The organism is Streptomyces sp. NPDC001351, from assembly GCF_042896045.1.
Taxonomy (GTDB): Bacteria; Actinomycetota; Actinomycetes; order Streptomycetales; family Streptomycetaceae; genus Streptomyces.
The window spans coordinates 80,555-103,989 of record NZ_JBIAWS010000007.1; the positions used below are offsets into that span (position 1 = coordinate 80,555).

Sequence of the window (23,435 nt, forward strand, 5' to 3'; positions counted from 1 at the left end):
ACCCCGCCCCGGAGGAGCACCATGAAGGCACACGACGGCCTGTACATCGACGGCGCCTGGCGGCCCGCCGCAGGTCAGGACGTGATCGATGTCGTGAATCCCGTCGACGAGCAGGTGATCGGCCGGGTCCCCGCCGGGACGGCCGTGGACGTGGATGCCGCCGTGCGGGCCGCCCGCGCCGCCTTCCCCGGCTGGGCCGCGACGCCGCCCGCCGAGCGGGCCGCCCGGCTGGGTGCGCTGCGGGACGTCCTCGTGGCCCGCAAGGACGAGATCGCCGAGACGGTGACCGCCGAGCTCGGCTCGCCGCCGGCGTTCTCGCAGAACGTGCACGTGGCCGTGCCGATCGCGGTCGCGGGCTCGTACGCCGAGCTGGCGGCGACGTACGTCTTCGAGGAGAAGGCCGGGAACTCGACCGTCTACCTGGAGCCGGTCGGGGTGGTCGGCGCGATCACGCCCTGGAACTACCCTCTGCACCAGATCGTCGCCAAGGTCGCCCCGGCCCTCGCGGCGGGCTGCACGGTGGTCCTCAAGCCCGCCGAGGACACCCCGCTCACCGCCCAGCTGTTCGCGGAGGCGGTCCATGAGGCGGGCGTCCCCGCGGGCGTCTTCAACCTGGTCACGGGTCTTGGCCCGGTCGCCGGCCAGGCCCTCGCCGAGCACCCGGGCGTCGACCTGGTCTCCTTCACCGGCTCCACCGCCGTCGGCCGGCAGATCGGCGCGACGGCGGGCGCCGCGGTCAAGAAGGTCGCCCTGGAGCTGGGCGGCAAGTCCGCCAACGTCATCCTGCCGAGCGCCGACCTCGCCAAGGCGGTCAACGTCGGCGTCGCCAACGTCATGTCCAACTCCGGCCAGACCTGCAGCGCCTGGACGCGCATGCTCGTCCACCGGGACCAGTACGAGGAGGCCGTCGGGCTCGCGGCCACCGCCGCCGCCAAGTACGGCGACCGCATCGGCCCGGTGGTCAACGCCAAGCAGCAGACACGGGTGCGCGGTTACATCGAGAAGGGTGTGGCGGAGGGGGCGCGGCTGGTCGCCGGAGGCGCCGAACCGCCGTGCGAGCAGGGCTACTTCGTCTCCCCGACGGTCTTCGCCGACGTCACCCCCGAGATGACGATCGCCCAGGAGGAGATCTTCGGCCCGGTCCTGTCCATCCTCCGCTACGAGGACGAGGAGGACGCCTTGCGCATCGCCAACGGCACGGTCTACGGCCTCGCGGGCGCCGTCTGGGCGGGCGACGAGAGCGAGGCGGTCGCCTTCGCGCGGCGCCTGGAGACCGGTCAGGTCGACATCAACGGCGGCCGCTTCAACCCCCTTGCTCCCTTCGGCGGCTACAAGCAGTCGGGCGTCGGCCGCGAGCTCGGCACGCACGGCCTCGCCGAGTACCTCCAGACCAAGTCCCTGCAGTTCTGAGGAGCGTATCCGTGGTTCGCGCAGCAGTCCTTCCCGCCGTGGGCGCCCCGCTGGAGATCACCGGCATCGACCTCCCGGACCCCGGCCCCGGCCAGGTCCGCGTCCGTCTCGCCGCCGCCGGGGTGTGCCACTCCGACCTGTCCCTGTCCAACGGCACCATGCGGGTGCCGGTCCCCGCCGTCCTCGGCCACGAGGGTGCCGGCACGGTCGTCACCGTGGGTGAAGGCGTCGCACATGTCTCACCGGGCGACCAGGTCGTCCTCAACTGGGCGCCGTCCTGCGGAAGTTGCCACGCCTGCACGCTCGGCGAGGTGTGGCTGTGCGCCAACGCCCTGAACGGAGCGGCGGACGTGTACGCCCACCGTTCCTCCGACGGCTCCGACCTCCACCCCGGCCTGAGCGTCGCCGCGTTCGCCGCGGAGACGGTCGTCTCCGCGGGCTGTGTCCTGCCCCTCCCGGAAGGGATCCCCCTCACGGACGCGGCCCTCCTGGGCTGCGCGGTCCTCACCGGCTACGGCGCCGTCCACCACTCGGCGCGGGTCCGGGAGGGCGAGACGGTGGCGGTGTACGGCGTCGGGGGAGTGGGCCTGGCCGCGCTCCAGGCGGCCCGGATCGCGGGCGCCGCACGCATCGTCGCCGTGGACGTCTCCCCGGAGAAGGAGGAGCTGGCGCGCGGCGCGGGCGCCACGGACTACGTCATCGCCTCCGACACGACGGCCCGTGAGATCCGCGGCCTTACGGACAAACAAGGCGTGGACGTGGCGATCGAATGCGTGGGCCGTGCGTCGACGATCCGCACGGCCTGGGACTCCACCCGCCGCGGCGGCCGCACGACGGTGGTCGGCATCGGCGGCAAGGACCAGCAGGTCTCCTTCAACGCCCTGGAGATCTTCCACTGGGGCAGGACGCTGGCTGGCTGCGTGTACGGCAACTCGGACCCGGCGAATGACCTCCCCGTACTGGCTGAACACGTACGGGCGGGGCGTCTGGACCTGGGCGCACTGGTGACGGAACGGATCGGCCTGGACGGCATCCCGGCCGCCTTCGAGAACATGCTGGCGGGCAAGGGCGGCCGGGCGCTCGTGGTCTTTTAGCCGGCTGATTCCGAGGCGCCCTCGGGCTGCGGCTCCGGAGTGCTCTCCGGCGTCGCAGCCCGCACGGCCGCGGCCCGCGGCCGCGACCGCGAGACCGCCACACCCGCCAGGCACAGCACACCGCCCCCCAGCGTGAGCAGGCCCGGCACCTCGCCGAGCGCCAGCCACGACATCAGCACGACCAGTGCGGGCACCGCGTACGTGGTCGCCCCCATCCGGCTGGCGGTCGTACGAGCCAGGGCGTACGCCCAGGTGGTGAAGGCGAGCGCGGTCGGAAACACGCCCAGGTACACCATGTTGAGCGTCGACGACACCGGCGCGTGGGCCGCCTCGCTCACCAGCTGCCCGGCGAACGGCAGACACCCCACCGCCCCGACGAGACACCCGAACGTCGTCACCTGCAGCGCACTGGCCTTCGCCAGCGCGGGCTTCTGCGCGACGACTCCCCCCGCGTAGCCGACCGCCGCGAGCAGACACAGCACCACTCCGAGCACCGACGACCCGCCGCCCCCCGACATCGACAGCCCGACGGTCACCGCCCCCGCGAACGACACCGCCATCCCCGCCAGCAGCCGCGGCGGCATCGGATCCCCGAGCAGCCGCGCACCCAGCAGCGCGATGAGGATGGGCCCGATGTTCACCACCAGCGCGGCCGTACCGGCGTCGACCTGCTGCTCGCCCCAGTTCAGGACCACCATGTAGAACCCGAACCACAAGGCTCCGGATATCGCGATCCCCCGCCAGGCGCCCCGCGGCGGCAACCCTTCCCCGCGCACGACCAGCATCACCCCGAGCACCAGCGCCCCGGACAGCAACCGGCCGAGCGCCAGTGCCCCGGGCGAGTACGCGGCACCCGCACTACGGATCGCAACGAAGGCGGAGGCCCACAACACCACGGTGACCGCTGCGGCGGCGGGGGCGAGCAGGTCGGTACGACGGGAGGTCATCATGCTCCAGAGGCTAGGTAGTGGCACGAGGTGAGAGCTCGCGGATTTCGGACGTTGTGTCGCTGCGGGCGCGTTGTGGCTTGTCGCGCAGTTCCCCGCGCCCCTTTGGGGCGCTCAGCGCAACGCCGTTGTGTCCATTCCCAAATGTTCGGCCAGCGCCTGTTGACCTGTCGTCGTCACCTTCACTGCCCGTTCGGAGCCGATGCGTACGCACCAGCCGGCCTCGAAGGCGTGTCGGCACAGGGCCGCTCCGGCCACTCCCGCGAGATGAGGTCGCCGTTCGGTCCAGTCGAGGCATGCCCGGGCCAGTGGACGTCGGCCTCTGCGGTCGAGGGCGATACCCGTCGCCTCGAACCACCGAACCCCCGCGTCGGTCAGAGCAAACCCCGTGTCCTGCCGCACAAGCCCACGCAGAGTCATCGCATCCGTGACCGCGATCCCGAGCCGCCCGGCAAGGTGGTCGTAACACGTCCGCCCCCGCGCCATGGCCGACCCGGCGCTCGACTCCCGGAGCCCCCGCGGCCGTACGGCATCCACCGGGCCCACCTGCGCGGCCAGGTCCTCCACCAGCTGTGCGACCGCCGCATCGGCGAGCCGCACATACCGGTGCCGGCCCTGCCGTTCCTCCGCGAGCAGGTCGCCCGCGACGAGCTTGCCCAGATGTTCGCTCAGCGTCGACGCGGCGACTCCCGCATGCCGCGCCAGCTCACTCGCGGTCCACGCCCGCCCGTCCAGCAGCGCCAGCAGACACGTGGCCCGCGTCTCGTCGGCGATCAGCCCGGCGAGCCGGGCCAGCCGCGGTGCCTGGGGTTCCCTGGTGGTCATGCACCCCAGGATGGGACACGGATGCTTCGGCGGCCGCCGAACTGTCGCTAGACGGCCCGCTTCACCTGCTCGAACTGCTGCACAAGACCGTCCAGCAGCGCCGTGAGCCCCGTCTCGAAGGCCCGCTCGTCGATCTTCTCCTGCTGCTCGGCGAGCAGGTGCGCCTGGCCGAGGTGCGGATAGTCGGCGGGGTCGTACGCGCTCTGGTCGTCCACGAAACCCCCGGCGAAGGAGCCGAGCGCGGAGCCCATGATGAAGTACCGCATCAGGGCGCCGATGGAGGTGGCCTGCGCCGGCGGCCAGCCCGCGTCGACCATCGCGCCGTAGACGGCGTCCGCGAGGCGCAGTCCCGCGGGACGGCGCCCCGGCCCCTGGGCGAGCACCGGGACGATGTTGGGGTGGTCGCGCAGCGCGGCCCGGTAGGAGACGGCCCAGTCGTGCAGAGCGGTGCGCCACTCGCGGCCGTCCTCGAACATCGACAGGTCGACCTGCGCGCTCACCGAGTCGGCGACCGCCTCCAGGATCTCGTCCTTGGTGCGGAAGTGGTTGTAGAGCGAAGGCCCGCTCACCCCCAGTTCCGCGGCGAGCCGACGCGTGGAGACGGCCGCGAGGCCCTCCGCGTCCACCAGCGCACGCGCCGTCTCGACGATGCGGTCGGTGCTGAGCAAGGGCTTGCGCGGTCGGGCCATGGCGCACATAGTAGGGCTGCGCGACCGAAACTAGCAGTGCTAATTTAAATGTGTAGGATTGTGCAGGATCTCGCGAGTGGGGTGACCGGTCATGAATCTGGAGCTCAGTGACGAGCAGGAAGCCGTACGGCGGCTCGCCAAGGACTTCGTGGACCGCGAGATCGCCCCGAACGTCATCGCCTGGGACCGGGCCGAGGACGTCGACCGGTCGATCGTGAAGAAGCTCGGCGAGGTCGGTTTCCTCGGTCTGACCGTCGACGAGGAGTACGGCGGCTCCGGCGGCGACCACCTCGCGTACTGCCTGGTCACGGAGGAGCTCGGGCGCGGTGACTCCTCCGTGCGCGGCATCGTGTCCGTGTCGCTCGGGCTGGTCGCCAAGACGATCGCCGCCTGGGGGAGCGAGGAGCAGAAGCGGCAGTGGCTGCCCGGGCTCACCTCCGGCGAGTACGTCGGCTGCTTCGGCCTCACCGAGCCGGGCACCGGCTCCGACGCCGGCAACCTCTCCACGCGTGCGGTGCGCGACGGCGGCGACTACGTCATCAACGGCGCCAAGATGTTCATCACGAACGGCACCTGGGCCGATGTGGTGCTGCTCTTCGCCCGCTCCACCGACGCCCCCGGCCACAAGGGCGTCTCCGCCTTCCTCGTCCCCGCCGACACCCCCGGGCTCAGCCGCCGCACCATCCACGGCAAGCTCGGCCTGCGCGGCCAGGCGACCGCCGAGCTGGTCCTGGAGGACGTCCGCGTGCCCGCCTCCGCGATGCTGGGTCAGGAGGGCAAGGGCTTCTCGGTCGCCATGTCGGCCCTGGCCAAGGGGCGGATGTCGGTCGCGGCGGGCTGTGTGGGCATAGCCCAGGCCGCGCTGGACGCGGCGGTGAAGCACGCGGGCGAGCGCGAGCAGTTCGGCAGGTCCATCGCGCACCACCAGCTCGTACAGGAGCTGATCAGCGACATCGCCGTCGACGTGGACGCGGCCCGCCTGTTGACCTGGCGGGTCGCCGACCTGATCGACCGCGGACAGCCCTTCGCCGTCGAGTCCTCCAAGGCCAAGCTCTTCGCCTCGGAGGCGGCCGTCCGCGCCGCCAACAACGCCCTCCAGGTCTTCGGCGGCTACGGCTACATCGACGAGTACCCGGCGGGCAAGCTGCTGCGCGACGCCCGTGTGATGACCCTCTACGAGGGCACCAGCCAGATCCAGAAACTGCTCATCGGGCGTGCCCTGACGGGTGTTTCGGCGTTCTGAGTACCTGAGCTGAGTATCTCGGCGGATGTGGTACCGGCCACATCCGCCGACGCTTGTCCCCATGAGTGACACATCCGGCAAGCAGCAGAACACCGCCGCCTTCTACGGACAGGCCGTCGCCTCCTTCGCCATCGCCATGGCCGCGACCGCCATCGGCATCTTCCGGCTGAACGCCGACGCCTGGGTGCGGGCGTTCCTCGGGATCGCGGTCCTGTACCTGGTCACCTCCGCCTTCACCCTCGCCAAGGTGATCCGGGACCGGCAGGAGGCGACGGAGCGCGCGTACCACCCCTTCGAGAAGCTCTGAGTCCTGTGGAAGCTCTGGGCTCCCCTGGAAGCCCTGAGCGGGGACTCTAAGCGCTCGCTCACCTTCGGCGGTATGGTGGAGATCTGTCGGTGAGAGGGGCGAGCAAGCGATGAGTACGGCGGAGGAGACGGCCGGTGGCGAGACGTCCGCGTGGGGCGAGGTCACGCCCGACGCGGCCCGAAGGCTGCTGATCGCCGCGGTGGAGGCCTTCGCCGAGCGCGGATACCACGCCACGACGACCCGTGACATCGCGGGCCGCGCCGGGATGAGCCCCGCCGCGCTCTACATCCACTACAAGACCAAGGAAGAGCTGCTCCACCGGATCAGCCGGATCGGCCATGAGAAGGCCCTGGAGATCCTGCGGACGGCGGCCCGGCGCGAGGGCACCGCGACCGAGCGGCTCGCCGACGCGGTGAGCTCCTTCGTCCGCTGGCACGCGGGCGGCCGCACCACCGCCCGGGTCGTGCAGTACGAACTGGACTCGCTCGGTCCGGACGCCCGCGAGGAGATCCTCGCGCTGCGCCGGCAGTGCGACGCCGAGGTGCGCGGGATCATCGAGGACGGGATCTCGTCCGGCGAGTTCGACGTGCTGGACGTCAAGGGCACCACCCTCGCCGTGATGTCGCTCTGCATCGACGTCGCCCGCTGGTTCAACGTCGACGGACCCTGGACGCCCGAGGAGGTCGGCGCGCTCGACGCCGACCTCGTGCTGCGCATGGTGGGGGTCAAGTAGCCCGCCGGGCCGCTGCTCAGACGTAGAAGCGGGCCACCGACTCGGCCACGCAGACCGGCTTGTCCCCGCCCTCGCGCTCCACGGTGTAGGCGACGGCGAGCTGGACTCCCCCGGGGACGTCCTCGACGCTGCTGATCCTCGCGGTGGCGCGCAGGCGCGAGCCGACCGGCACGGGGGCGGGGAAACGGACCTTGTTGGTGCCGTAGTTGACGCCCATCTTCACGCCCTCGACGCTGATCAGCTGAGGGCCGAAGAGCGGCAGCAGCGACAGGGTGAGATAGCCGTGCGCGATCGTCGTCCCGAAGGGACCCGCCGCGGCCTTCTCCGGGTCGACGTGGATCCACTGGTGGTCGCCGGTGGCCTCCGCGAAGAGATCGATCCGCTTCTGGTCGATCTCCAGCCAGTCGGTGTACCCCAGCTGCTCGCCCACCGCCGCCTTCAGCTCGTCGGCGGACGTGAAGATCCTCGGCTCTGCCATGTCCCGGCCTCCCATGCCTCGCTCATGTCCTGAACACTATGTCTAAGCAACTGCTTAGCATGGTCGTCCGTGAAACCAATGTCAACGGACAGCGGCCGGGTACGGATGGGTAGGGTTCGAGGGGTGCCCCAGATTCCAGAGAAGATCCACGAGCTCACGGTCGGCCAGCTCGCCGCGCGCAGCGGCGCCGCCGTCTCCGCCCTGCACTTCTACGAGTCCAAGGGCCTGATCAGCAGCCGGCGGACCACGGGCAACCAACGCCGTTACCACCGCGACACGCTGCGCCGGGTCGCCTTCGTACGCGCCGCACAGCGCGTCGGCATCCCCCTCGCCACCATCCGCGAGGCGCTCGCCGAACTCCCCGAGGAACGCACCCCGACCCGGGAGGACTGGGCCCGGCTCTCCGAGGCCTGGCGTTCCGAACTCGACGAACGCATCAGCCAGCTCAACCGCCTCCGCGACCACCTGACCGACTGCATCGGCTGCGGCTGCCTCTCGCTGGACGGCTGCGTGCTGTCCAACCCGGACGACGCGTTCGGCGAACGGCTGACGGGGTCGCGGCTGATGGTGGAGCGCAGGGGGAAGCGCACTCAGCGCGGGTAAGCGGAACCTCCTGCCCGCACCGGCACCGGGCGCCAGTCCCCCCACCCTCACTCGTACTCCGTGCCGCCTTTCCGCGTCAGATACGCCGGGCTCACCGCCTTCGCAATGGCCCGCCCCCCGGTCACGGGGCTGTACCGCTCCACCACGGGCCGGATCACCACACCCTCCCGCAGGTGCAGCCCCCGCCCCGACACGGTCTCCCGCCCGCTGGCGATCTCCAGCACCCGCTCGATGTCGTACGCCCCCTCGTACAGCCGCGGCACCAACGGCAGCTCCCCGCCCAGCAGTTCGGCCGCGTCCAGCCACCGCACCGTCCCGTCGATCTCCGCGGAGACGTCGAACACGGCGTACCCCAGGCTCTCGCGCCGCCCGTCGGCGCCGTACGTCAGGTCCTGGACCCCCGCCCCGTACACCTCACCGAAGATCCCGACCCGGCGTGCCCCCAGCCGCTCGGCGAGCCGGGCGGCGACCTCCGCGACGCCGTGGCCGTGCACGGCCCGCCAGTACAGATTGCGCGGATCCTCCTTCAGGGCGAGGGACTTGGCGCCGAAGCCCTTGGAGGAGACCTGCACGCGGTCCTCGTCGGCGAGAAAGGTCAGCAGACAGGCCGAGCCGTGCAGTTTCTCGGTCAGGACCACAGCCTCGCCCGGTGTGAAGATGTCCGGAAACCGCTGGAGGTTCTCGATGTCCACCCAGGGCAGCAGATCGGGCGCGGACTCGACCTCGCCGTTCATCGTGGGCGGGATCGGTGGCACCCACTTGGTGATGCCGAGCCGCTGGGCGAAGTCCGTTCCGTCGAGCGCCGCCCGCGCCAGGTCGACGTCCGTGAGCGCCTTCGGCCGGCACACGATGCCCTGCGACAGTTCACCGCGCAGCCGCACCGCCCTGACCCGGTCCGAGTTGCTCCCCGCCAGCCGCCCGGTCAGCCCCAGCTCCTCGATCAGCCCGGTGGGCAGGACGGACTGCTCGGGGATGTACACGGCGGCGTCGCCGGTGCGGTAGGCGCCCTTGGCGACGACGGCTCGGTACAGGCCCACCTGGGCCAGTTCGAGCGCATCGGCGTTCGGGTGCTCGTGGACGGTCAGCACTTCGGCGGTGACGCGCAGCGTCGACATGGGGACTCCTAGGTTTCCGGGGTCGCTCGGTTCGGTTTCATCGCCTCCCAACTGTCCGGACGGGAAAGGGGTGGAGCGAGCGGATTAGCGGCTGGTAACGTCGCGATCTTCGGCCGGCACAGACGTCGCGCACGGAGTCCTGACGGGATCAACTCCCATGTTCTCAGCAGCACTTGACGCCGCCCTCGCGGACATCGACACCGTTTTCAACGGCTTCGCCGGCTTCCACGAGACGGGTTGCGGTCGCTGCCACACGCCCGAGGAGACCGCATATCTGCGCACGCCGTATGTGCACATACCGCTGGACGTGGTGCAGTACTACCTCTTCGAGGTTCCAGACCACTTTGACGACCACGCGGCCGCCATGCGCCGCCTGCTGCCGCAGGCCGCACGCGCGGCGGCCGACGGTTCCCTCGATGCGATCGGCTACGGAGCCCACGGGCTGACCCGGCTGGACTGGCGGTCCTGGCCCGCCGAGCAGGCCGCCGCGATCGAGGCGTTCCTGCACGCCTGGTGGCAGGACGCCCTCACCAGGCCCGACCCGCCCTACGGCATCGACGAGATCTTCGACACCTGCGCCACCATCGCCAGAACCGTGACCCCGTTCCTCGACGGTTGGGGCCGCAGCTCCGTCGCCGACGCACACCTCGTCCACTGCGCCGAGGGCTGGCTCTACTACCTGCTGTCCGACCTGTCCCCGTTCTCCTGGTGGCAGGACGACAGCGAGGACGCCGGCCTCGCCGATCTGCGCAGCTGGCTGGCCGGTCCCGGTGCCATCCGCCTCCGTGCCCAGGGCGAGCCCGACCTGGCGATCCGTGCCGAGCTCCTCGCCCTGCCCTACGACGAGCGCTGCGCGCACCCGTACTGGGCCAGCGCTTCGGCGACCAACTGAGCGTTGGACAGGGCCCGTTCCCCGTCCGGCAGGAACAAGGTGTCCTCCAGCCCCACCCGGGTCGCCAGCCCGAGCTCCCCCGCCAGCCGCAGTACCGGCCAGGCGCCGTCGTCCTCGCCGTGCAGCAGCACGGGGCGGCCGTGGGCCCGGCCCAGGGCGGCCAGCAGTCCGCGTGCGGTGTCCTCAGCCGTGTCCATCGCCGTGTCCGTCACCTCGGCCAGCACCCGCAACACCCGCTCCCCGAGCGGGGATGCGGTGAACCGCACTGCCCCGTCCGTCCCGGACCAGATGCCGGCCTCCACCCCCACTCCGAGGTCGATGAGAGCCGCGGCGATCTCCTCCGCGCCCTGCTCGTGCCAATTGACGGAGGCGTGGTCCGGGAGCAAGGGCAGGTCCGCCCAGCTCCGTATCCGCTTCAGCCGTGCCGCCGGATCCGGTTCCGCCCAGGCGCCCGTGGTCACGCCGACCGGGACCGACACGCGCGCCCGTATCGTCTCGAGCACCGGGCCGATCACGCGGGGCGACAACGAGTCGCGGCCGCAGGGTGTCTTGGGGTGGACGTGGATGTCCGTGGCCCCGGCCGCGACGGCTTGCGCCGCGGACTCGGCCATCGCTTCCGGAGTCAGCGGCACCATCGCACCGTCGGCGGACCCGCGGGGCCCGTTGAGACACACCTGCACCATGTCTCGATGGTGCCAGCCACCACTGACAACGAGGACAAGCCGACAAAGAGGGACATACAGGGGGTGCGGCATCCCCGGCGCACCCCCGCCGTACTAGGCCGACACCAGCAGCCTTCCGCGCCTTGCGTCCGCCAGGGCCTCGGGACTGAGCACGGGCCTTGGCACGAGAATTCCACAGTGAGTGCAGACCGGACCCGAAGAGGGTTCGTGGTCCAGGTCGTACTTCCAGATCAGGCGCTCCGCGCCGCACACCGGGCAACCGGAGCCCGGTTCGCGCTCCAGGCCGGAGATCAGCCGGCGCAGCACCTCCGCGAGCGGTTCGCGGGGGTGCACCCGCGGGTCGTCGCACCAGGCGACACCGAAACCGCCCCAGGTCAGCCGGTGCCAGTCGTCCACCGTGCCCGGCCGGCGCAGCCCGTCGTGCTTCTCCTTCTTGCGCCGCTCGGCGAACTCGACCTCATAGGCCAGCCAGACCGAACGCGCTTCCTCCAACTCCTCCAGTGCGGCCACGAGCCGCGCTGGGTCGGGGGAGCGGTCCTCGGGACCGAACCCTGCCCGGGAGCACAAATGGTCCCAGGTCGCCCTGTGCCCGTAAGGAGCAAACCTCTCAAGGCACTTGCGCAATGAGTAGCGCCGCAGTGCCAGATCGCACCGCGGGTCGCGGACCTGTCTCGCCAGACTCCGAAAACCGGCCATCGCCCTGCACCTCCGTCACACCTGCACCTGTACTTCGGTCACTTCGGCGTCGTCGTACGGACGTCGCCGAATAGACGTATCGACAAGCGATTCGGCTCCATCCGATTTCCGATGCCCTCCATAAGCCGTCCCGCCTACTCCAAAACTTGACGCATGTTCATCTTCACTCCCGGGGATACCGGCGGTAACGTCCCGGCTCACCCCCGTCGGTAGGAGCTGCCATGCCCTGGCGTACCTCTCGTAGCGCCCCAGTCAGACTGAGAACTCCCGGCAGACTCGCCGGGTTCCTGAAGACCGCATCCATATGCGTCCTGATTGCTGGTCTTTTGTCCCCGCTCACTCAGGCGACGGCAACCGCCGCGGCCTCGAACGACTACTGCGGCGGCCAGTGTTCCGACATCCTGCCGCCGGGCGAGAACGGCAACGCGACCCTCGCGCAGGTCCTCCTCAACCAGGCGTTCGGCACCCAGCCCGACCACGCGGAGGACCAGCTCGGCCCGTACGCCAACCTGGCCAAGGGGTACTCCTCGCTCACCGACTCGACGATCAACACGTTCTTCAACGACTCGTCGTTCGGGGTCTCCTCCGATCAAGTCGCCTCCACCGAGAAGCCCGCGGGCCGCAGCGACGTGACGATCGTCCGCGACAAGAAGGCGGGCATCCCGCACATCACCGGTACCACCAGATACGGAACCGAGTTCGGCGCCGGGTATGCCGCGGCTGAGGACCGGCTGTGGCTCATGGACGTCTTCCGGCACGTGGGACGCGGCCAGCTCACGACGTTCGCGGGCGGCGCGCCCTCCAACCAGGGCCTGGAGCAGGAGTTCTACCGCAACGCCCCCTACAGCGAGGCCGACCTGCAGGCCCAGATCGACAACGCCGTCGCGAGCAACGGCGCCCGCGGCCAGCAGGCCCTCGCCGACGCCAACGCCTACCTCGCCGGCATCAACGCCTACATCGACGCCTCCGACAGCGGCCGTTACTTCCCCGGTGAGTATGTCCTGACCGGCCACAAGGACTCGATCACCAACGCCGGCACCATCGACCACTTCAAGATCACCGACCTGGTGGCGCTGGGCTCCGTCATCGGCTCCCTGTTCGGCGCCGGCGGTGGCGGAGAGGTCAACAACGCGATCTCCCTGCTGGCCGCCCAGTCCAAGTACGGCGTGACCGAGGGCACCAAGGTCTGGGAGTCCTTCCGTGAGCGCAACGACCCCGAGGCCGTGCTCACCGTCCACAACGGCGAGAGCTTCCCGTATGCCTCCAAGCCGGACAGCCCCCAGGGCGAGGCCCTGCCCGACGCCGGCTCGGTGACCACGGAGCCGCTGGTCTACGACGCCACGGGCACGGGGGCGAGCCAGAGCGCCCGGGCCGCCTCCGCCACGGCGACCACGACCGCTCTCAGCTCGGCCAGGCGCGGCATGTCCAACGCCCTGGTGGTGAGCGGCAAGTACACCGCCAGCGGCCACCCGATCGCCGTCTTCGGCCCGCAGACCGGCTACTTCGCGCCCCAGCTGCTCATGCTCCAGGAGATCCAGGGCCCGGGCCTCAGCGCCCGCGGCGCCTCCTTCGCGGGCCTGAGCATGTACGTCGAGCTCGGCCGCGGCCAGGACTACTCCTGGAGCGCGACCACCTCCGGCCAGGACATCATCGACACCTACGCCGTCGAGCTGTGCCAGGACGACTACCACTACCTGTACCACGGCACCTGCACGGCCATGGACAAGGTCGAGCAGACCAACTCCTGGAAGCCGACCACGGCCGACGGCACGGCGGCGGGGTCGTACACGATGAGGGTCTGGAAGACGAAGTACGGGCCGGTGGAGTACCGGGCGACCGTCGGCGGCAAGAAGGTCGCGTACACCACCCTGCGCTCGTCCTACATGCACGAGGCCGACTCGATCATCGGCTTCCAGATGCTCAACGACCCCGACTACGTCAAGGGCCCGCAGGACTTCCAGAGCGCGGCGCAGCACATCAACTACACCTTCAACTGGTTCTACGCCGACTCCCAGCACACCGCGTACTACAACAGCGGCAACAACCCGGTGCGGGCGAGCGGCGTCGACGCCGAGTTCCCGGTGTGGGGGCAGGCGGCGTACGAGTGGAAGAACTGGGACCCGACGACCAACACCGCCGACTACACGCCGGCCTCCGCGCACCCCAACTCCATCGACCAGGACTACTACATCTCCTGGAACAACAAGCAGGCCAAGGACTACACGACCGCGCCCTGGGGCGACGGGTCCGTGCACCGCGGCAATCTGCTGGAGGACCGGGTCAAGAAGCTGGTCGCGGCCGGCGGGGTGACCCGTACCAAGCTGGTGCAGGCGATGGCGGACGCGGCACTGGAGGACCTGCGGGCCGAGGACGTGCTCCCGAAGCTGCTCAAGGTCATCAACAGCAGTACGGTGACCGACTCCACCGCCGCGGACGCCGTGAGCAAGCTGCAGGCGTGGGTGACCGCGGGCGCCAAGCGCACGGAGACGTCCGCCGGTTCGAAGAAGTACGCCGACGCCGACGCGATCCGCATCCTTGACGCCTGGTGGCCGCTGCTGGTGAAGGCCGAGTTCCAACCGGGCCTCGGCAGCGATCTGTACACCGCCTTCACCAACAACCTGCCCGTCGACGAGTCCCCGTCGGCCGCCCACGGGCCGACCGGGTCGCACGCCGGCAGCTCCTTCCAGTACGGCTGGTGGAGCTACGTCGACAAGGACATCCGGGCGGTGCTCGGTGAGTCGGTGCAGGGGCCGCTGGCGGAGAAGTACTGCGGCGGCGGCAGCCTCAGCTCGTGCCGGGACATCCTGATCAGCACCCTGAAGACGGCGGCCGGCACGTCCGCGTCGACCGTCTACCCCGGCGACTCCCTGTGCTCGGCGGGCGACCAGTGGTGCGCCGACTCGATCGTCCAGCGGACGCTCGGCGGCATCAAGCACTACAACATCAGCTGGCAGAACCGGCCCACCTTCCAGCAGGTGGTGGAGTACACCTCGCACCGGTGACGGACCAGCGGCGGCGGGTCAGCGGATGCGGCCCGCCGCCAGCACCACCTGGGCCAGCTCCCGGTGCACGATGTCGCTGTGCGCACCGGCGGGCGGCCCGCCGTTCTTCACCACGGCCGCGGCGTCGATGTTGACGCAACCCGAGGTCGGCAGGGTGCTCGTGAGGGCGTCCGCGAGCGTGTACGCGCGCGTGCCCGGCACCGCCTGCACCCCGTCGTGGCCCATCGCGCCCCACTTGGCGCCCAGCAGGTCCCCGATGCCGAAGCCCTCGGTGGTCCCCTCGACGACGCCCTGTGCGTCGTCCGCCACGCGCGAGGCCAGCGGGTAGATCGTGCCGAGCGCCGAGTCGAAGTGGGAGTAGCAGCACACCACAGGGCCGTCGACACGGTTCTGCTGGCCCTGCAGCACACCTCCCGCATGCGCGTCGTACGGCAGCCGCGCCGCGAACGCGTAGTGCGAGAACGCCCCTTGGAGCAGCGTCACCGACTTCACGGTGTGCACGCCCTCGGGCAGACCGCGCAGCGCGAACGACACCAGCCGGCCGCCGAAGCTGTGCCCCACGAGGTGCACGCGCACGGCGGGGGCGGAGGCGGCGAGCTGCCCGACCAGACGGCCGAGCCCGCGCTCGCCCACGGTGCCCGCGCGCCGCTTCATCGCGTAGTACGTCGCCTGCCGCAGCAGTTCCTTCGCCCCGTCCCAGGGGTTCGGCAACGAGAAGCCCTCCGCGCCGTCGGCGGACCGGACGTCGGCCAGTGCCTGCGCGAACTCGTCGCAGAGCGTCGCCGTGTCCGCGGTGAACAGCACCGGCTCGCTCTGCGGGACACCCTCGGCCAGGGTGTCCGCCGCGAACAGCGGCTGCGGACCGCCCGGTACGAGCTCCACCAGCAGCCGGACCAGCCGCCCGAACTCCTCCAGTTCGTTCTCGGGCCGCTGGTCCAGCATCCGTGCGATCTGGTCGATCACGGTGGCCCGCCCGGGGAACGTCTCCAGCAGCGCGTGCCGGGTGTCCTTGTCGAGCGCGGGCGCCGGGGAGGCCTCCGCCTCCATGGCCACCACGGACTTCGGGAAGTCGGGGATCGGCTCGTCGCAGAACCGCATCGACGGCCAGATCACGCCCACGTAGCCGATCTTCGCCTGTGCCGCGAGCTCCGGGATCGGCGCGAAGAACCGGCTGTAGAGGGCGGTCGCCCCCGAGCGGTCGTTGTTCCAGCCGTGTGCGAAGACGATCAGGTCACGGACTGAGCCCTTCGTGACCTCGGCGAGCAGCCGGTCCCGCTCCTGCCCGTCGACGTCCCCGTCCGCGTCGAAGGTCAGCTCCCAGTACGGAGTCACACTCATTGCCGGCTGTGCCATGACAGGCCCCCTCGTCCCCCGGAGCAGCGCGATCTGGGCGCATCGTCCTGCTACCGGCCGAGGATGGCCATACGTCCCGGCTCACTTGTAGAGGAGGTATTCCTTTCGAATCCGCCGGAACGCGGCGAGTTCCTCCTGCCAGCCCGCCACCACCTCGTCGGTGCTCGCGCCCGCGTCGATCGCCGTACGCACGTGCGGGGAGCCCGTGAGCCTGTCGATCCAGTCGTCCGAGCGCCAGGCGAAGCCGCTCCACACCTTCTTGGCGGTCACCAGCAGCGCGATCCCGGTACGGACGGGGTCGTACGCGGCCCGGTCCTGCACGTGGATCTGCACACCGCCGATGGTCTTGCCCTGGAACTTGGAGAAGGTCGGCGCGAAGTACGCCTCCCTGAAGTGGACACCGGGCAGGCCGAGTTCGTTCGCCGCGGCCGCCCACCTCCCGTCGATGCCCTCCGCGCCGAGCAGTTCGAAGGGGCGGGTGGTGCCTCGGCCCTCCGACAGGTTGGTGCCCTCGAACATGCACGTCCCCGAGTACACGAGCGCCGTGTCGGGCGTCGGCATGTTCGGGCTCGGCGGCACCCAGGGCAGTGACCAGGCGTCGTAGAACTCCGAGCGCTTCCATCCCGTCATCAGGACGGCCTGCAGGGACACGGGCGTGGTCAGGAACTCCCCGTTGAACAGCCGGGCCAGCTCGGCGACCGTCATGCCGTGCGCCTGGGAGACCGGCTGCCGTCCCACGAAGGTCGCGAACTCCTTGTGCAGGACCGGGCCCTGGGCCGCGCGGCCCGTCACCGGGTTCGGCCGGTCGAGGACGACGAAGCGTCTGCCGGCGAGCTGGGCGGCCTCCATGCAGTCGTACAGGGTCCAGATGTACGTGTAGAAGCGGGCGCCGACGTCCTGGATGTCGAAGACGACGGTGTCGACGCCGGACGCCGTGAAGACGTCGGCGAGGGCGCGGCCGCTCTTGAGGTACGTGTCGTAGACGGGGAGGCCGGTGGCGGGGTCGTCGTAGCGGCCTTCGGAGCCGCCCGCCTGCGCGGTACCGCGGAAGCCGTGTTCCGGGCCGAAGACGGCCACCAGGTTCACCCTGTCGTCGGCGTGCATGACGTCCACGATGTGGTGGACGTCCCGGGTGACGCCGGTCGGGTTGGTGACGATTCCGACTCGTTGGCCGTCGAGGAGTGCGTAGCCTTCGGCGGAGAGGCGTTCGAAGCCGGTGCGCAGTCTCTTGCGAGGCTCGGCTGCGGGGGCCTGTGGTGCTCCGGAGAGGGTTGCTGCTGCCGTTGTCGCTGCGAGTAAGGCTCGTCTGGATAGGCGCATGGGGTGCACGGTATTGCTGCCGCAGCTTGTGGGGAAGGTGCGGGTTCGTGGGGGCTTGTCGCGCCCACGCGGCGGAGCCGCAAATCGACACAGCCTCGCGCCCCTCAAGGCGTTGCAGTGGCCCCTTTCCTGTTACATACCGACCGGTTAGTCTGACCGCAGCAGAGCCGCAGTCGAAGGAGACCGATGGTGGAAGCCGTGCAGGATGCCGGAGTGGTCGTCACCGGAGCGGGAGGCGGGATCGGGGCTGCCCTTGCCCGGCGGTTCGCCGCCGAAGGGGCCCGGGTCGTGGTGAACGACCTGGATGGCGAGCGGGCCAAGGCGGTCGCCGATGAGATCGGTGGTATCGCGGTACCCGGCGATGCCTCCGGGATCGTCTCCGACGCCCGGGACGCGCTCGGCGGGTCCATCGACGTCTACTGCGCCAACGCCGGGGTCGCCTTCGAGGACGCGGGGCCGGGGGAGCCGCTCGATGAGAAGGCCTGGGCCTTGTGCTGGGACGTCAATCTGATGGCTCATGTCCGGGCCGCCCATGAGCTGCTTCCCCAGTGGCTGGAGCGGGGCAGCGGTCGTTTCGTGTCCACCGTGTCCGCCGCCGGGCTGTTGACCATGATCGGGGCGCCCTCGTACAGCGTCACCAAGCACGGTGCGTACGCCTTCGCCGAGTGGTTGTCGCTCACGTACCGGCACCGGGGGCTCAAGGTGCACGCCATCTGTCCGCAGGGGGTGCGCACCGACATGCTGGCCGCCACCGGCACCGCGGGCGACCTGGTGCTGCAGCCGACCGCGATCGAGCCGGCGGACGTCGCGGACGCCCTGTTCAAGGGGATCGAGGAGGACCGGTTCCTGATCCTGCCGCACCCCGAGGTCGCCGAGTACTACCAGGCCAGGGCCACCCACCCGGACCGCTGGCTGACGAACATGAACCACCTCCAGCAGAAGTGGGAGGCGGCACGGTGACCGACTCCCGTTACGCCGCCCGGCCCTGGGTGGCCCTGCTGAACGAGGCCCAGGGCGGCCCCATAGAGCCCGCCGACTCCCTGGTGCACGCGCTGCGCCGGTCCGTCGCCGCGGCCCCGGACCGCACCTTCCTCGCCTACTTCGACGGGCGGCTGAGCTACCGCGAGGTCGACGAGCTGAGCGACTCGGTCGCCGGGCATCTGGCCGCCCGCGGCCTGGAGCGCGGCGACCGGGTGGCGATCCTGCTGCAGAACTCCCCGCTCTTCGTGCTGGCGCTGCTGGGCGCCTGGAAGGCGGGGGCGATCGTCGTGCCCGTCAACCCGATGTACAAGTCCGGGGAGGTCGGACACGTCCTGCGGGACGGCGAGGTCACGGCGCTGATCTGCTCCGACCGGGCCTGGGAGTCGTATCTGCGGGACACGGCCGCCGACTCGCCCGTGCAGATCGTGCTGACCGCCTGCGAGCTGGACTTCCAGACGCGTGGCGACGCGCGGGTGCTGGGCTTCGAGCGGGTGCCGCAGGCCGCGGACGCCGCCGACCTGACGACCGTGGCCCGCGCCGGGTACGAGGCGCCCGAGGGCCGTCGGCTCAGGCCGTCCGACATCGCGCTGATCAGCTACACCTCGGGCACCAGCGGCACCCCCAAGGGCGCCACCAACACGCACGGCAACATCATGTACAACGCGGAGCGGCAGCGGACGGGGCTGGCCCTGCCGGACGCGCCCGTGTACTACGCGCTGGCGCCGCTGTTCCACATCACCGGGATGGTGTGCCAGCTCGGCGCCTGTCTCAACAGCGCGGGCACGCTCGTGCTGACGTACCGCTTCGAGGCGGGTGTCGTGCTGGAGGCGTTCGCCGAGCACCGGCCGCACTACACCGTCGGCCCCTCGACCGCCTTCATGGCACTGGGCGCCCACCCGGACGCCACCCGCGACCACTTCTCGTCGTTCGTGAACATCTCCAGCGGTGGTGCGCCCGTGCCGCCCGCCCTGGTGGAGAAGTTCCGGGCGGGCTTCGGGCCGTACATCCGCAACGGTTACGGCCTGACCGAGTGCACGGCGCCCTGTGCCTCCGTCCCGCCGGGCCTCGAGGCACCCGTCGACCCGGCCTCGGGCACGCTGGCCGTGGGCCTGCCGGGTCCCGACACCGTCGTACGCATCGTCGACGACCAGGGCAAGGAGGTGCCCTTCGGCGAGCAGGGCGAGATCGTCGTCCGCGGGCCGCAGGTCGTGCCCGGCTACTGGCGGCGGCCGGAGGCGACCGCCGAGACCTTCCCGGACGGTGAGCTGCGCACCGGCGACATCGGCTTCATGGACGAGCAGGGGTGGCTGTACGTCGTCGACCGCAAGAAGGACATGATCAACGCGTCCGGGTTCAAGGTGTGGCCGCGCGAGGTCGAGGACGTCCTGTACACGCATCCCGCGGTCCGTGAGGCGGCCGTCGTCGGGGTGCCCGACGGGTATCGCGGGGAGACCGTCAAGGCGTACATCAGTCTTCGTCCGGGCGCCGACACGGACCCGGGTGAACTCGCGTTGTACTGCAAGGAGAGACTGGCCGCCTACAAGTACCCGCGGCAGGTGGAGATCCTGCCCGACTTGCCGAAGACGGCGAGTGGGAAGATCCTCCGTCGGGAGCTTCGTTCCCGGCCGCACGACAGCGAATAACAGCGAACAGACGCAGGCAGAGAGCTTGGAAGGCAGGTGGCGGCACAGTGCCCAGAACGACGGACGGTGACGGTACTCCCGTCCCGCAGCGGCTGCTGGCCGCCGCCACCCGGCTCTTCGCCGAGCAGGGTTACGACCGCACCTCCGTGCAGGAGATCGTCGAGGCGGCCGGCGTCACCAAGGGAGCGCTGTACCACTACTTCGGCTCCAAGGACGACCTCCTGCACGAGGTGTACTCGCGGGTGCTGCGCCTCCAGCAGGAGCGCCTCGACGCGTTCGCGGACGCCGACGAGCCGATCGAGAAGCGCCTCAGGGGTGCCGCGGCCGATGTCGTCGTCACGACGATCGAGAACCTCGACGACGCGATGATCTTCTTCCGCTCCATGCACCACCTGAGCCCGGAGAAGAACAAGCAGGTGCGTGCCGAGCGTCGGCGCTACCACGAGCGCTTCCGTGCGCTGGTGGAGGAGGGGCAGCAGGCGGGTGTCTTCTCCAAGGCGACGCCCGCCGACCTGGTGGTGGACTACCACTTCGGCTCCGTGCACCACCTGTCGACGTGGTACCGCCCGGACGGGCCGATGAGCCCGCAGGAGGTCGCCGACCATCTGGCGGACCTGCTGCTGCGGGCGCTGCGCCCGTAGCCAGTAGCCCGTAGAACGCACATGTGTAAGGGGCGGCCGCAGTTGCGGCCGCCCCTTACCTGCGTGGTGTCACAGGTACTTCTTCAGCTCCCGCCGCGCCAGCGACCGCTGGTGCACCTCGTCCGGGCCGTCCGCGATCATCAGCGTCCGGGCTCCGGCGTACAGCTCGGCCAGCGGGAAGTCCTGGCTGACGCCGCCCGCGCCGTGCAGCTGGATCGCCCGGTCGATGATGTCGACGACCGCGCGGGGCGTGGCGATCTTGATGGCCTGGATCTCCGCGTGGGCCCCCCGGTTGCCGACCGTGTCCATCAGCCAGGCCGTCTTCAGGACGAGCAGGCGCAGCTGCTCGACGGTCACACGCGCGTCGGCGATCCAGTTGTGCACCACGCCCTGCTGGGCCAGTGCCTTGCCGAAGGCCGTGCGGGACACCGCCCGGCGGCACATCAGCTCGATCGCGCGCTCGGCCATGCCGATCAGCCGCATGCAGTGGTGGATACGTCCTGGGCCGAGGCGGGCCTGGGCGATGGCGAAGCCGCCGCCCTCCTCGCCGATCAGGTTCGACACCGGTACGCGCGCCTGGTCGAAGATCACCTCGGCGTGGCCGCCGTGGTAGTGGTCCTCGTAGCCGAAGACCTGCATCGCCCGCTTGACGGTGACGCCCGGGGTGTCGCGGGGGACCAGGACCATGGACTGCTGGCGGCGGATGTCCGCGCCGTCCGGGTTCGTCTTGCCCATCACGATGAAGATCTTGCAGTCCGGGTTCATCGCCCCGGAGATGTACCACTTGCGGCCCGTGATGACGTAGTCGTCGCCGTCCCGCTGGATGTGCGTGGTGATGTTGGTGGCGTCGGACGAGGCCACCTCCGGCTCGGTCATCGCGAACGCCGAGCGGATCTCTCCCGCCAGCAGCGGCTGAAGCCACTGCTTCTGCTGCTGCTCGTCGCCGAACTGCGCGAGCACCTCCATGTTGCCGGTGTCGGGCGCAGCGCAGTTGGTGGCCGTCGGCGCCAGCTGGGGACTGCGGCCGGTGATCTCGGCCAGCGGCGCGTACTGGAGGTTGGTCAGACCGGCGCCGTGCTCGGCGTCCGGCAGGAAGAGGTTCCACAGGCCCTGCCTGCGCGCCTCCGCCTTGAGTTCCTCCACCACGGCCGGCGTGTCCCAGGGGGACGCGAGCGCCGCGCGCTGCTCCTCCGCCACCGCCTCGGCCGGGTAGACGTACTCGTCCATGAAGGCGAGCAGCTTGGCGCGCAGTTCCTCCGTGCGCGCGTCGAACGCGAAGTCCATGGTCCGTCAGCCTTCCTGAAGAGTGGTCAGGCCGTGCTCGATGAAGACCGGCACCAGGTCACCGATGCGGTCGAAGCCGCGGCCGACCGTCTGGCCCAGCGTGTAGCGGTAGTGGATGCCCTCGAGGATCACGGCGAGCTTGAACCAGGCGAACGCCGTGTACCAGGAGATGGACGAGACGTCGCGCCCCGAGCGGGCGGCGTACCGCTCGATCAGCTCGGCGGGATCCGGGTGCCCGGGGGCCTCGGCGGTCGTGGAGACCGGGGAGTCGGGCATGCCCAGCGGCATGCTGTACATCACCAGCAGGCCCAGGTCGGTGAGCGGGTCGCCGAGCGTGGACATCTCCCAGTCGAGGATCGCCTTGATCTTGTCGTCCTCGCCGATGAGCACGTTGTCGAGCCGGTAGTCGCCGTGCACGACGGCCGGTGCCGGGGAGGTGGGCAGCCGGCGGCCCAGCGAGGCGTGCAGCTCGTCGACGCCGGCCAGGTCGCGGTTGCGGGAGGCGTCCAGCTGCTTGCCCCAGCGGCGCAGCTGCCGGTCCAGGAAGCCCTCGGGGCGGCCGAAGTCGGCGAGGCCCACCTCGGCGGGGTCCACCGCGTGCAGCTCGACGAGCGTGTCCACCAGGGACAGCACCGCGCCCCGCGTGCGGTCCGGGCCGAGCGGGACGAGCTGGTCGGCCGTGCGGTACGGCGTGCCCTCCACGAACTCCATGACGTAGAACGGCGACCCCAGCACCTCCTCGTCCTCGCACAGGAGCACGGGGCGCGGGACCGGTACGTTCGTCGGGTGCAGTGCGCTGATCACCCGGTGCTCGCGCTTCATGTCGTGCGCGGTGGCCAGGACATGGCCGAGCGGGGGCCGGCGCACGACCCACTTCGAGGTGCCGTCCGAGACCGCGTACGTGAGGTTCGACCGTCCGCCCTCGATCAGCCGGCCGGTCAGGGGGCCGTGCACCAGGCCGGGCCGCTCCTGGTCGAGCAGGCCGCGGAGCCGGTCGAGATCGAGACCTGGCGGGTGGTCGGGGCTCATCGGTGCTCCTTCAGGGGCGTCAGAAAGGTTCCCGACCATGATGCCGACCGGTCGGTATGTCGTCCAGTGTGTGCGGCGAACGTGATCTGGGCCACGATATGCCGACAGCTCCCGGCGCAGGAGCGCGGGGAGCCGTCGGTCGGCCGGTCCGGTCGGATTCAGTGGTCGTCCCAGTGGCCTTCGTGCGGGGCGTGCCGATGGCCGTCGTGCAGATAGTCGACGTGGTCGCCGTGCAGGACGCTCTCGTGTCCGCAGCCCTCGCCGTGCCGGTGCTCGTGGCCCTCGTGGGGTGCGTGTCCGTCGGGCTCGCACTCGTCCCAGTGGCCGCCGTGCGCGCGGTGCAGATGACCGTCGTGCGCGTAGTCGACGTGATCCCCGTGCGGCACCTGCGTGTGTCCGCAGCCGGGGCCGTGGGCGTGGGAGTGGGAGGCGTGTTCGAGGTGAAGGGTGGTCATGGGGGCTCACCT

At 70.5% G+C, this 23,435-nt stretch carries 23 protein-coding genes; 11 read left to right on the forward strand and 12 right to left on the reverse strand.

Features of this window, described 5'->3' with window-relative positions:
* The first annotated feature begins 21 nt into the window (after positions 1-21).
* On the forward strand, positions 22-1,410 hold the full coding sequence (locus ACFY1U_RS25730; RefSeq protein WP_390696496.1) for an aldehyde dehydrogenase family protein: 1,389 nt from the start codon (positions 22-24) through the stop codon (positions 1,408-1,410).
* Positions 1,411-1,421: 11 nt separating this feature from the next.
* Positions 1,422-2,504 carry a zinc-binding dehydrogenase gene (locus ACFY1U_RS25735; protein WP_390696497.1) on the forward strand — a complete coding sequence of 361 codons (1,083 nt, stop codon included), beginning with the start codon at positions 1,422-1,424 and terminating at the stop codon, positions 2,502-2,504.
* On the opposite strand, the gene ACFY1U_RS25740 is transcribed toward ACFY1U_RS25735, so the two are convergent.
* From ACFY1U_RS25740 to ACFY1U_RS25750, 3 genes are all read right to left on the reverse strand, one after another.
* The gene (locus ACFY1U_RS25740) at positions 2,501-3,451 is read right to left on the reverse strand and encodes a DMT family transporter (RefSeq protein WP_390696862.1); all 951 of its coding nucleotides are present in this window, start codon (positions 3,449-3,451) and stop codon (positions 2,501-2,503) included. The genes ACFY1U_RS25735 and ACFY1U_RS25740 overlap by 4 nt on opposite strands.
* A 114-nt stretch (positions 3,452-3,565) precedes the next feature.
* A complete protein-coding gene (locus tag ACFY1U_RS25745; protein WP_390696498.1) occupies positions 3,566-4,276 on the reverse strand; it encodes an ArsR/SmtB family transcription factor in 711 nt (236 codons plus the stop codon).
* A gap of 47 nt (positions 4,277-4,323) precedes the next feature.
* A complete protein-coding gene (locus ACFY1U_RS25750; protein ID WP_390696499.1) occupies positions 4,324-4,965 on the reverse strand; it encodes a TetR/AcrR family transcriptional regulator in 642 nt (213 codons plus the stop codon).
* A gap of 91 nt (positions 4,966-5,056) precedes the next feature.
* Between ACFY1U_RS25750 and ACFY1U_RS25755 the strand changes: the two genes are divergently transcribed.
* The 3 genes from ACFY1U_RS25755 (at position 5,057) to ACFY1U_RS25765 (ending at position 7,248) form a co-directional block, all read left to right on the forward strand.
* Positions 5,057-6,208 carry an acyl-CoA dehydrogenase family protein gene (locus ACFY1U_RS25755; protein ID WP_390696500.1) on the forward strand — a complete coding sequence of 384 codons (1,152 nt, stop codon included), beginning with the start codon at positions 5,057-5,059 and terminating at the stop codon, positions 6,206-6,208.
* 61 nt (positions 6,209-6,269) lie between these two features.
* A complete protein-coding gene (locus tag ACFY1U_RS25760) occupies positions 6,270-6,515 on the forward strand; it encodes a YiaA/YiaB family inner membrane protein (protein ID WP_030946212.1) in 246 nt (81 codons plus the stop codon).
* A 109-nt stretch (positions 6,516-6,624) separates the two neighbouring features.
* Positions 6,625-7,248, forward strand: coding sequence for a TetR family transcriptional regulator (locus ACFY1U_RS25765; RefSeq protein WP_390696501.1), 624 nt, complete (start codon positions 6,625-6,627; stop codon positions 7,246-7,248).
* A 16-nt stretch (positions 7,249-7,264) separates the two neighbouring features.
* Here ACFY1U_RS25765 and ACFY1U_RS25770 read toward each other — a convergent pair whose 3' ends face one another.
* Positions 7,265-7,726, reverse strand: coding sequence for a MaoC family dehydratase (locus ACFY1U_RS25770; RefSeq protein ID WP_266953802.1), 462 nt, complete (start codon positions 7,724-7,726; stop codon positions 7,265-7,267).
* Between the two features lie 123 nt (positions 7,727-7,849).
* Here ACFY1U_RS25770 and soxR point away from each other — a divergent pair, with 123 nt between their 5' ends.
* Entirely contained in the window at positions 7,850-8,329 is a 480-nt protein-coding gene (gene soxR / locus ACFY1U_RS25775) for a redox-sensitive transcriptional activator SoxR (RefSeq protein ID WP_390696502.1), read from the forward strand.
* A 47-nt stretch (positions 8,330-8,376) separates the two neighbouring features.
* On the opposite strand, the gene ACFY1U_RS25780 is transcribed toward soxR, so the two are convergent.
* The gene (locus ACFY1U_RS25780) at positions 8,377-9,444 is read right to left on the reverse strand and encodes an RNA ligase (ATP) (protein WP_390696503.1); all 1,068 of its coding nucleotides are present in this window, start codon (positions 9,442-9,444) and stop codon (positions 8,377-8,379) included.
* A gap of 157 nt (positions 9,445-9,601) precedes the next feature.
* Here ACFY1U_RS25780 and ACFY1U_RS25785 point away from each other — a divergent pair, with 157 nt between their 5' ends.
* On the forward strand, positions 9,602-10,336 hold the full coding sequence (locus ACFY1U_RS25785; protein ID WP_390696504.1) for a hypothetical protein: 735 nt from the start codon (positions 9,602-9,604) through the stop codon (positions 10,334-10,336).
* Here the strand turns inward: ACFY1U_RS25785 and ACFY1U_RS25790 are convergent.
* Positions 10,282-11,019, reverse strand: coding sequence for a 3-keto-5-aminohexanoate cleavage protein (locus ACFY1U_RS25790; protein ID WP_390696505.1), 738 nt, complete (start codon positions 11,017-11,019; stop codon positions 10,282-10,284). The two genes, ACFY1U_RS25785 and ACFY1U_RS25790, sit on opposite strands and share 55 nt — an antisense overlap.
* Positions 11,020-11,112: 93 nt before the next feature.
* A complete protein-coding gene (locus ACFY1U_RS25795; RefSeq protein WP_351465855.1) occupies positions 11,113-11,715 on the reverse strand; it encodes a hypothetical protein in 603 nt (200 codons plus the stop codon).
* Positions 11,716-11,936: 221 nt separating this feature from the next.
* On the opposite strand from ACFY1U_RS25795, the gene ACFY1U_RS25800 reads away from it, so the two are divergent.
* Positions 11,937-14,717, forward strand: coding sequence for a penicillin acylase family protein (locus ACFY1U_RS25800; RefSeq protein ID WP_390696506.1), 2,781 nt, complete (start codon positions 11,937-11,939; stop codon positions 14,715-14,717).
* A gap of 18 nt (positions 14,718-14,735) precedes the next feature.
* Here ACFY1U_RS25800 and ACFY1U_RS25805 read toward each other — a convergent pair whose 3' ends face one another.
* Positions 14,736-16,070, reverse strand: a complete 1,335-nt coding sequence (locus ACFY1U_RS25805) for a serine-threonine protein kinase (RefSeq protein ID WP_390696507.1) — start codon at positions 16,068-16,070, stop codon at positions 14,736-14,738.
* Between the two features lie 81 nt (positions 16,071-16,151).
* On the reverse strand, positions 16,152-17,390 hold the full coding sequence (locus ACFY1U_RS25810) for an exo-beta-N-acetylmuramidase NamZ domain-containing protein (protein WP_390696508.1): 1,239 nt from the start codon (positions 17,388-17,390) through the stop codon (positions 16,152-16,154).
* A 186-nt stretch (positions 17,391-17,576) separates the two neighbouring features.
* On the opposite strand from ACFY1U_RS25810, the gene ACFY1U_RS25815 reads away from it, so the two are divergent.
* The 3 genes from ACFY1U_RS25815 to ACFY1U_RS25825 are packed head-to-tail and all read left to right on the forward strand — an operon-like array spanning position 17,577 to position 20,655.
* Complete coding sequence (locus ACFY1U_RS25815) at positions 17,577-18,350, forward strand: SDR family oxidoreductase (RefSeq protein WP_390696509.1); 774 nt, start codon at positions 17,577-17,579, stop codon at positions 18,348-18,350.
* Positions 18,347-20,014, forward strand: coding sequence for a class I adenylate-forming enzyme family protein (locus tag ACFY1U_RS25820; protein WP_390696510.1), 1,668 nt, complete (start codon positions 18,347-18,349; stop codon positions 20,012-20,014). The genes ACFY1U_RS25815 and ACFY1U_RS25820 overlap by 4 nt, the downstream gene beginning before the upstream one ends.
* Before the next feature lie 47 nt (positions 20,015-20,061).
* Complete coding sequence (locus ACFY1U_RS25825; RefSeq protein WP_351465873.1) at positions 20,062-20,655, forward strand: TetR/AcrR family transcriptional regulator; 594 nt, start codon at positions 20,062-20,064, stop codon at positions 20,653-20,655.
* A gap of 69 nt (positions 20,656-20,724) precedes the next feature.
* Here ACFY1U_RS25825 and ACFY1U_RS25830 read toward each other — a convergent pair whose 3' ends face one another.
* The 3 genes from ACFY1U_RS25830 to ACFY1U_RS25840 form a co-directional block, all read right to left on the reverse strand.
* Entirely contained in the window at positions 20,725-21,939 is a 1,215-nt protein-coding gene (locus ACFY1U_RS25830) for an acyl-CoA dehydrogenase family protein (RefSeq protein ID WP_390696511.1), read from the reverse strand.
* 6 nt (positions 21,940-21,945) lie between these two features.
* Complete coding sequence (locus tag ACFY1U_RS25835) at positions 21,946-22,968, reverse strand: phosphotransferase family protein (RefSeq protein ID WP_390696512.1); 1,023 nt, start codon at positions 22,966-22,968, stop codon at positions 21,946-21,948.
* A gap of 158 nt (positions 22,969-23,126) precedes the next feature.
* Entirely contained in the window at positions 23,127-23,423 is a 297-nt protein-coding gene (locus tag ACFY1U_RS25840; protein ID WP_390696513.1) for a hypothetical protein, read from the reverse strand.
* Positions 23,424-23,435 lie beyond the last annotated feature (12 nt).